The sequence below is a fragment of the Streptomyces tricolor genome (assembly GCF_002155905.1).
GTDB classification, from domain to species: domain Bacteria; phylum Actinomycetota; class Actinomycetes; order Streptomycetales; family Streptomycetaceae; genus Streptomyces; species Streptomyces tricolor.
Genome location: NZ_MUMF01000787.1, coordinates 1 through 8,517, shown reverse-complemented (window position 1 = coordinate 8,517; position 8,517 = coordinate 1). Strand labels below are relative to the sequence as shown.

The 8,517-nt window shown below is 72.4% G+C and carries 8 protein-coding genes; 5 read left to right on the top strand and 3 right to left on the bottom strand.

Annotated features, from left to right (window positions below; all coding sequences use genetic code 11):
* Positions 1-113: 113 nt before the first annotated feature.
* The 5 genes from CCN44_RS39535 to CCN44_RS39515 all read left to right on the top strand — a co-directional run bounded on the left by CCN44_RS39535 (position 114) and on the right by CCN44_RS39515 (position 5,762).
* Positions 114-1,328 (top strand): NAD(P)/FAD-dependent oxidoreductase, encoded by a 1,215-nt coding sequence (locus tag CCN44_RS39535; protein ID WP_086703923.1) that lies wholly within the window; start codon positions 114-116, stop codon positions 1,326-1,328.
* Entirely contained in the window at positions 1,329-3,944 is a 2,616-nt protein-coding gene (nirB, locus tag CCN44_RS39530; RefSeq protein WP_086703920.1) for a nitrite reductase large subunit NirB, read from the top strand.
* Positions 3,941-4,291, top strand: a complete 351-nt coding sequence (gene nirD / locus CCN44_RS39525; protein WP_059249404.1) for a nitrite reductase small subunit NirD — start codon at positions 3,941-3,943, stop codon at positions 4,289-4,291. Before nirB ends, nirD begins: the two co-directional genes overlap by 4 nt.
* Positions 4,292-4,334: 43 nt before the next feature.
* Positions 4,335-4,919: a TetR/AcrR family transcriptional regulator gene (locus CCN44_RS39520; RefSeq protein ID WP_059249406.1), complete on the top strand. Its 585-nt coding sequence runs from the start codon at positions 4,335-4,337 to the stop codon at positions 4,917-4,919.
* A gap of 78 nt (positions 4,920-4,997) precedes the next feature.
* On the top strand, positions 4,998-5,762 hold the full coding sequence (locus CCN44_RS39515) for an SDR family NAD(P)-dependent oxidoreductase (protein WP_086703917.1): 765 nt from the start codon (positions 4,998-5,000) through the stop codon (positions 5,760-5,762).
* Between the two features lie 15 nt (positions 5,763-5,777).
* Here CCN44_RS39515 and CCN44_RS39510 read toward each other — a convergent pair whose 3' ends face one another.
* The 3 genes from CCN44_RS39510 to CCN44_RS39500 form a co-directional block, all read right to left on the bottom strand.
* The gene (locus CCN44_RS39510; protein ID WP_059249411.1) at positions 5,778-6,611 is read right to left on the bottom strand and encodes a carbohydrate ABC transporter permease; all 834 of its coding nucleotides are present in this window, start codon (positions 6,609-6,611) and stop codon (positions 5,778-5,780) included.
* The gene (locus tag CCN44_RS39505) at positions 6,604-7,506 is read right to left on the bottom strand and encodes a carbohydrate ABC transporter permease (RefSeq protein ID WP_086703914.1); all 903 of its coding nucleotides are present in this window, start codon (positions 7,504-7,506) and stop codon (positions 6,604-6,606) included. Before CCN44_RS39505 ends, CCN44_RS39510 begins: the two co-directional genes overlap by 8 nt.
* Positions 7,503-8,517 (bottom strand): ABC transporter substrate-binding protein (locus tag CCN44_RS39500; RefSeq protein WP_086703911.1); only part of this gene is annotated, 1,015 nt, incomplete at its 5' end. The genes CCN44_RS39500 and CCN44_RS39505, both read right to left, overlap by 4 nt.

Here is an 8,517-nt window from a genome sequence, read left to right as displayed (position 1 = left end):
GGGGTCCCCGCGGGGACCCCTCACACCCCGCGTCCCGCCCCGCTGAGGGCAGCGTTCCTCCCGGGAAACAGAGGTGATGCTGCCGGGTAACGTCCGGACCGCAGGCTCGGGGCATGACCTCGAATACGCGTGTGGTGGTGATCGGCGCCGGCCTCGCGGGCGTGCGGCTCGCCCGGCGGCTCGGCGAGCTGGGTGTGCCCGCGCTGCTCGTCGGCGACGAGGAGCACGCGCCGTACAACCGGGTGCTGCTGGCCGAGGTGCTGGCCGGCCGGTACGCGCCGGAGGTGATCACCCTCCCGCCGCCGGCCGGTCTGCTGCGCACCCGGGTCACCGGCATCGACCGGGCCGCCCGGACCGTCGACTGCGCCGACGGCATGTCGATCGCCTACGACACGCTGGTCCTGGCCACCGGCTCCAACCCGGTGCTGCCCCCGCTGCGCGGCCTCTTCACGCCCGACCGCCACCTGCCCGAGGGCGTCCACGCGTTCCGCACCATGGACGACTGCCTGGGCCTGGCCAAGGCGGTGCGGCCGGGGGTGCGGGCGGTCGTCGTCGGCGGCGGGCTGCTCGGTGTCTCCGCGGCCCGCGCGCTCGCCGTGCGCGGCGCTCAGGTGGTGCTCGCCCAGCAGGCCGAGCGGCTCATGGAGCGCCAGCTCGACCCGGACGCCTCCCGGCTGGTGCTGCGGCACCTGACCGAGCTGGGCGTCGAGGTGCACACCGAGTGCCGGGTGCGGGACGTGCGCTGCGTCGCCGACGCGGTCCGCTCGGTGGAGATGGCCGACGGGTACGCGCTCGACGCCGACCTCGTGGTCCTCGCCTGCGGGGTACGGCCCCGCACCGGCCTCGCCGAGCAGGCGGGCCTCGCCGTGCACAAGGGCGTCCTCGTCGACGACGAGCTGCGCACCTCCGACCCGCACATCCACGCCATCGGCGACTGCGCCCAGCACGACGGCACCGTCTACGGCCTGGCCGCCCCGGCCCTCGAACAGGCCGACGCGCTCGCCGCGCTGCTGGCCGGCGACGCCGGTGCCCGCTACACCGGCACCCGCGCCCTGACCCGGCTGACCCTCACCGGTCCCGACTCCCCCTTCGACCTCGCCGCGTTCGGCGAGACCGAGGCCCGCCCCGGGGACGACGTCGTGCGGCTCGCCGACGCCACCCGGGGCATCTACCGCAAGGTCGTCGTCCGCGACGACCGCCTGGTCGGCGGGGTCCTCGTCGGCGAACTCGGCACCGTCGGCGCGCTCGCCCGCGCCTGGGAGGGAGCGGAGCCGCTCCCCGACGACGGCCCCCTGCTCCACCTGCTCACCAACGATGGAGGCTCCTGAATGTCCGCCACCCCGGGGGCCACCCCCGCCCCCACGATCGTGCTCGTCGGCCACGGCATGGTCGGCCAGCGCTTCCTCGAAGCGCTCGCCGAGCGCGGCCTGACCGCCACGCACCGCGTGGTCGTGCTGTGCGAGGAGCCGCGTCCGGCGTACGACCGCGTCCAGCTCACCTCGTACTTCTCCGGCCGGACGCCCGAGGACCTCTCCATGACCGACATGGAGTTCATCAAGGACCACGGCATCGAGCTGCACCTCGGCGACCCGGCCGAGACGATCGACCGCGAGGCGCGGAAGGTGACCGCCCGCTCGGGACTGGTCGTGGACTACGACGTCCTGGTGCTGGCCACCGGCTCCTACCCGTTCGTGCCGCCGGTGCCGAACAAGGACGCCACCGGCTGTTTCGTCTACCGGACCATCGAGGACCTGCTGGCGATCGAGGAGTACGCGAGGACGCGGGCGACGACCGGTGCGGTGGTCGGCGGCGGTCTGCTCGGCCTGGAGGCCGCCGGCGCGCTCAAGGGACTCGGTCTCGACGCGCACATCGTGGAGTTCGCGCCGCGGCTGATGCCGGTGCAGGTGGACGAGGGCGGCGGCGCGGCCCTGCTGCGGACCATCCGGGAGATGGGTCTGACGGTCCACACCGGCGTGGGCACCCAGGAGATCGTGACGGACTCCGAGGGCGCCGTCACCGGCATGAAGCTGTCCGACGGCTCCGAACTCGCCACCGACATGGTGGTGTTCAGCGCCGGTGTCCGCCCCCGCGACCAGCTGGCCCGCGCCGCGGGTCTCACGGTCGGCGAGCGCGGCGGCATCGCGGTGGACGAGCAGTGCCGGACCGTCTCCGACCCGCACGTCTTCGCGATCGGCGAGTGCGCGCTGGCCGCCGACGGCCGGGTGTACGGGCTGGTGGCGCCGGGCTACGAGCAGGCCGAGACGGCCGCCGCGACCATCGCCGCGGACGAGGCGTCCTTCACCGGCGCCGACCTGTCCACCAAGCTGAAGCTGCTCGGCGTGGACGTCGCCTCCTTCGGCGACGCCCACGGCACCACCGAGAACTGCCTGGACGTCGTCTACTCCGACTCGCGCGCCGGCCTGTACAAGAAGCTGGTCATCGGCGCGGACGGCACCCTGCTCGGCGGCATCCTGGTCGGTGACGCCGAGGCCTACGGCACCCTGCGCGCGCTCACCGGCTCGGTGCCGCCCGTCTCCCCCGAGTCGCTCGTCCTGCCCGCCGGAGCGGGCTCGGGGGCCCAGCTCGGCCCGGCCGCGCTGCCGGACGACGCGATCATCTGCTCGTGCCACAACGTCAGCAAGGGCACGATCCGCGGCGCGGTCACCGAGCACCGGTGCACCACCGTGCCCGAGGTGAAGAAGTGCACCAAGGCCGGCACCGGCTGCGGCAGCTGCGTGAAGGTGCTGGGGCAGCTGGTCACCGCGGAGCTGGAGGCGTCCGGCGTCGAGGTCGACAAGGGCCTGTGCGGCTGCTTCGGGCAGACCCGCGAGGAGCTGTACGAGATCGTGCGCGCGCTGCGCATCACGTCGTACCAGGAGCTGCTGGACCGCTACGGCCGCGAGGGCGCCCGGGGCGGTGACGGCTGCGAGGTGTGCAAGCCGACGGTCGGCTCGATCATCGCCTCGCTGGCCCCCTCGATCGGTGCGAGCGGCTATGTCCTGGACGGCGAGCAGGCCGCGCTCCAGGACACCAACGACCACTTCCTCGCCAACCTCCAGAAGAACGGCTCGTACTCGGTGGTGCCGCGCATCCCCGGCGGTGAGATCGCGCCCGAGAAGCTGATCGTGATCGGGGAGATCGCCCGGGACTTCGGTCTCTACACGAAGATCACCGGCGGTCAGCGGATCGACATGTTCGGCGCGCGGGTGGAGCAGCTGCCGCTGATCTGGGCGCGGCTGGTGGACGCCGGCTTCGAGTCGGGGCACGCGTACGGCAAGGCGCTGCGCACGGTGAAGTCCTGCGTGGGGTCCACCTGGTGCCGGTACGGCGTGCAGGACTCGGTGAGGATGGCGATCGACCTGGAGCTGCGCTACCGGGGCCTGCGGTCCCCGCACAAGCTGAAGTCGGCGGTCTCCGGCTGCCAGCGCGAGTGCGCGGAGGCGCAGTCGAAGGACTTCGGGGTGATCGCCACCGCCAACGGCTGGAACCTGTACGTCGGCGGCAACGGCGGCGCCACCCCGCGCCACGCCGATCTGCTGGCGCAGGACCTGTCGGACGCCGAACTGGTCCGGCTGATCGACCGGTTCCTGATGTTCTACATCCGTACCGCCGACCGTCTGGAGCGCACCAGCACCTGGCTGGAGCGCATCCCGGGGGGCCTGGAGCACGTACGGGACGTGGTGGTGCACGACTCGCTCGGCATCTGCGACGAGCTGGAGAGGCTCATGCGGGAGCACGTCGCGCACTACCGCGACGAGTGGGCGGAGACCGTCAACGACCCCGAGAAGCTGGCCCGGTTCGTGTCCTTCGTGAACGCGCCGGACACTCCGGACCCGGTCGTCTCCTTCGTTCCCGAGCGCGACCAGATCAAGCCCGACCTGCCGCTGCTGAACATCGGTCTGCGGCCCGCCGACGACGTCCTGGAAGGAAGCGCCCAGCGATGACCCTGGCAGTTGAGACGACCGACCTGAAGGTCCAGCTCCAGCTGGCGGACGGCTGGTTCACGGTCTGCGACCTGAGCGTGCTGGTGCCGGGCCGCGGGGTGGCCGCCCTGCTGCCGGACGGCCGCCAGGTGGCCGTGTTCCGGGACCGCGCGGACCGGCTGTACGCCATCGACAACCGGGACCCGTTCACCGGCGCCGCCGTCCTGTCCCGCGGCCTGACCGGCACCCACCGGGGCCGCCCGTTCGTGGCGTCCCCGCTGCTGAAGCAGCGCTTCGACCTGGCGAGCGGGCAGTGCCTGGACGACGAGTCGGTGCGGGTGACGGCGTACGACGTGCGGACCACCTGAACATACTTGACTGATCGTTCCAGAAAAACCTAGGCTGCGACGCGTGGCCAGGACCAAGGAATTCGACCCGGACGCCGCGCTGCAGTCAGCCCTGGAGCTGTTCTGGCAGCGCGGCTACGAGGCGACGTCGATGGCCGACCTGGTGGCACACCTGGGCATCGGCAAGGCGAGCCTGTACGCCACCTTCGGCAGCAAGCACGAGCTGTACCTGCGGGCGCTGGACCGGTACGAGCAGTCGGGTCTCGCGCCGATCGTGCACGAGCTGTCCCAGCCGGGGCCCGCGCTGCCGGCCGTGCGGTCCCTCGTCCGGCGCTACGCCCGGGAGGCGACCGACGAGCAGTCGCGGCTCCAGGGCTGCATGATCACCAACACGGCGGCCGAACTGGCCCCGCACGACCCGGCCGCGGCCCGGCGCGTGGAGCGCAACTGGGACCACCTGGAGACCCTGCTGCACTCGGCGCTGGTCCGCGCCCGCGGCCAGGGTGAACTGCCGCCCGGCCGCGACCCCCTCGCCCTGGCCCGCACCCTGCTGGTGCTGCTCCAGGGGCTGCGGGTCGTCGGCAAGGCGTCGACGGACCCGGCCCGGATCCGGGACGCCGCGGAACAGGCCCTGACGCTGCTCGACTGACCCCACCGCCCTCCCCGCGGAGGGCGTTTTTTGCGCATCTCATACTGAACCGATCGGTCAAGAAAGAGGAAGATCACCATGACGCAGCGCTTCTCCGGCCGCACCGCCCTCGTCACCGGCGCCGGCTCCGGGATCGGCCGGGCCGTCGCCCTCGCGCTCGCCGCCGAGGACGCCAAGGTCGTCGTCGCCGGACGCCGGCCGGAGCCCCTGGCGGAGACCGTCCGGCTGATCGAGGAGCAGGGCGGCAAGGCCCTCGCGGTGCCGGCCGACGTCTCCGGCGCGGCCGGCGCCGAGGCGCTGGTGCGGGCCGCCGTGGAGCACTTCGGCTCGCTGGACGTGGCGGTGAACAACGCGGGCGTCTTCCGCGGCGGCCGGCCGCTCGCCGACCTCCCCGAGGAGGACTGGCACGAGCAGCTCGCGATCAACGTCACCGGCGTGTACCTGGCCCTCCGGGCCCAGGTCCGGCAGATGCGCACGCAGCCGGCCGGCGGCGCGATCGTGAACATCTCCTCCACGTTCGGCCGGCACACCTCCTCCCCCGGCGCCGCCGCCTACTCCGCGAGCAAGGCCGCCGTGACCGCGCTGAGCCGGGGCGCCGCCCTGGACCACATCCGGGACGGCGTGCGGATCAACGTGGTCAGCCCCGGCGCCACCGAGACCTCCATGTCCCTGGGCCCGGGGGAGACGGAGCAGGAGCGGGCCGAGCGCGCACGGGCCACGCTCCCGCTGGGCCGGATCGCCACCACCCGGGAGGTGGCCGCCGCCGTCCTGTACCTGGCCTCGGACGACGCGGCCTCGGTCGTCGGCACCGACCTGGTCGTGGACAGCGGCGCCACGGCGTGACCCCGCGCGGCGCGCTCAGTCGATCCCGGACCGCTCCACCCCCGCCACGATCCACCGCTGGAAGCACAGGAACACCAGCAGCAGGGGCAGGATCGACACGGCCGCCGCGACGAACAGCTCGTGCAGCCGCACGACCTGGGCGGTGGTGAACGAGGACAGGGCCACCTGCACCGTCCAGGCGCTCTGGTCCTGCCCGATCACCAGCGGCCACAGGAAGGAGTTCCACGCGCCGAGGAACACGATGGTCCCGACCGCCGCGAACACCGGACGGGCGTTGGGCACGACGACCAGCCAGTACGTCCGCCAGTACCCGAGCCCGTCCACCTGCGCCGCGTCCTCCAGCTCCCGCGGGAAGCCGAGGAAGTACTGCCGGAAGACGAAGCAGGCGAACGCGGAGAACAGGGTCGGCACGATCAGCCCGCGCAGCGTGGAGATCCAGCCCAGCGACGACACCAGCACGAAGCTCGGTACGAAGGTGACGGCCGCCGGGACCAGCAGGGTGCCCAGGATGCCGTAGAAGACCTTGTTCGCGTGCCGGTAGGGGATGCGGGCGAGGCCGTACCCGGCGAGGGAGGCGAGGAGCAGGGTGCCGAGCGTGGTGGCGACGGCGATCAGCGCGGAGTTGAGCAGGGACCGCGCGAAGGGCACGGACCCGTCGGCGAACAGCTCGCCGACGTTCCCCCACCGCACCTCCCTCGGGAAGAAGGTCCACTCGGGCGAGGTGATGTCCCGGTCGTCGGCCAGCCCGTTGCGCACGAGCAGATAGAAGGGGATCAGGAAGAGCAGGGCGAGCGCGGTCAGCAGCACCAGCCGCAGCGCCCGCCCGGCCCGCACCAGGGCGTCATCCATCGCCGTCCGTCCTTCCCAGCCTCAGCCAGCGCGCCTGCCCCACCGTGACGACGGCGATGACCAGCGCCAGGATCACCGCGCCGGCGCTGCCCAGCCCCAGGTTCTGCCCCTGCCCGAGGGCGGTGTAGTAGAGGTAGACCAGCGGCGGCCGGGCGTACGGCGGATAACCCCGGGCGTCCGACAGCAGGTTGTAGAACTCGTCGAAGGCCTGGAAGGCGTTGACGACGAGCAGCAGCAGCACCGCGACCGAGGTGGCCCGCAGCTGGGGCAGGGTGATGTGCCGCAGCACCGTCCAGCCCGGCCGGGCCCCGTCCACGGCCGCCGCCTCGTACAGCGCCGGGTCGATCCGCTGCAGCCCGGCGAGGAAGAGGATCATGTAGAACCCGGCCTGCAGCCACAGCCGTACGGTCACGATGACCAGCCAGTACCAGGGCGGGTCGGTGGTGGACAGCCAGGCGACGGGGTCGGCCCCGAACCACCCCAGCACGGTGTTGGCGAGCCCGAACCGCACCCCGTTGAAGAGGGACATCTTCCAGATCAGCGCGGCCACCACATAGCTGCACGCGGCCGGCAGGAAGAACACGGACCGGAAGAAGGCCCGCGCCCGCCTCAGCCGGTTGACCATCAGGGCGAGGGAGAGGGAGAACAGGTAGGTGACGGGGACGATGAACGCGGTGAAGAGGAGAAAGGTCCGCAGGCTGTCGCGGAACGCGCGGTCGCGCAGCATGGACACGTAGTTGTCGAACCCCGCGAAGCGCGTGGGCGTGACGGTGTTGTGCGCGTCGAAGAAGCTGAGCGCCACGCTCCACAGCAGCGGTACGTAGGTGAACACCGCGAGCCCGAGCGCGAAGGGCCCGACGAACACCCAGAACCAGAGCGTCCTGCGCCGCCTCACGACGACTTCTTCACCCGGTCCAGCTCCGCCGACACCTTCCGTACGACGGCCCGTAGTTCTCCCTCCGGACCGGCCCCGTCCTTGATGATCCGGCTGAGCGCGTCCTGGTAGGCGGTCTGGCAGGCCGGGGTCCACAGCAGCGGCTGGGAGTACCCGTGGTCGGTGGCGAACCGGACGGCCTCGGCGGCCGGGCCGGTGCGCAGCCGGGTGGCCTTGCGGGCGAGGGAGATCCGGGCGGGGATGTGGAACCCGTAGGAGAGCGCGAAGTCCTGCTGGTGGTCGGTGCGTTCCACCCACAGCCACTTCACGTACTCCTTGGCCGACTCCTTGTGCCGGCTGCGCGCGCTGACGGCGGCGCCGTACGCCCCGACGGGCACGGAGGGCCGGCCGCCGCCGTCCCGGGGGAAGGGCAGCACCCCGAAGTCGTCCCCCAGCTCCTTCTCGATCTGCGGCAGCGCCCACAGCCCGGACCACTGCATCGCGGTCAGCCCCTGGAGGAAGGCGGACGGGTCGGACCAGTCGCCGGGCGCGCCGAGGAGGAGGGACTTGTCGGCGTGGAGCCGATGCAGCTTGCCGAGCGTGCGGGCGGCTGCCGGATCGTCGAATCCGACCTTGCCGTCGTCGGTGACGAGCCGGAGTCCGGCCGCGTACAAGGGGGTTCCGCCGAGCACCCCCGCCCCTCCGTCGTTGCCGAGGAACAGCCCCTTCACCCCCCGCGTGGTGAGCGTGCGGGCGGCTTCGACCAGGGCGTCCAGGGTGGTCGGCGGCTCGACCCCGGCGTCGTCCAGCAGGCTCTTGCGGTAGTAGAGCATCTGCATGTCGACGACTTGCGGAATGCCGTAGATCCTCCCCCGGTAGGTCTTGGTCCCGAGCACGGCCGGATGGAAGTCGTCCTCGACCCCCGCCACCAGCTCGGTCAGATCGAGGACCTGTCCGCCCTGGATCTGGTCGAGGGTGGGCCCGTTCACCTCGAAGACATCGGGCCCGGAGTCGGTGAGCAGCGCGGCGGCC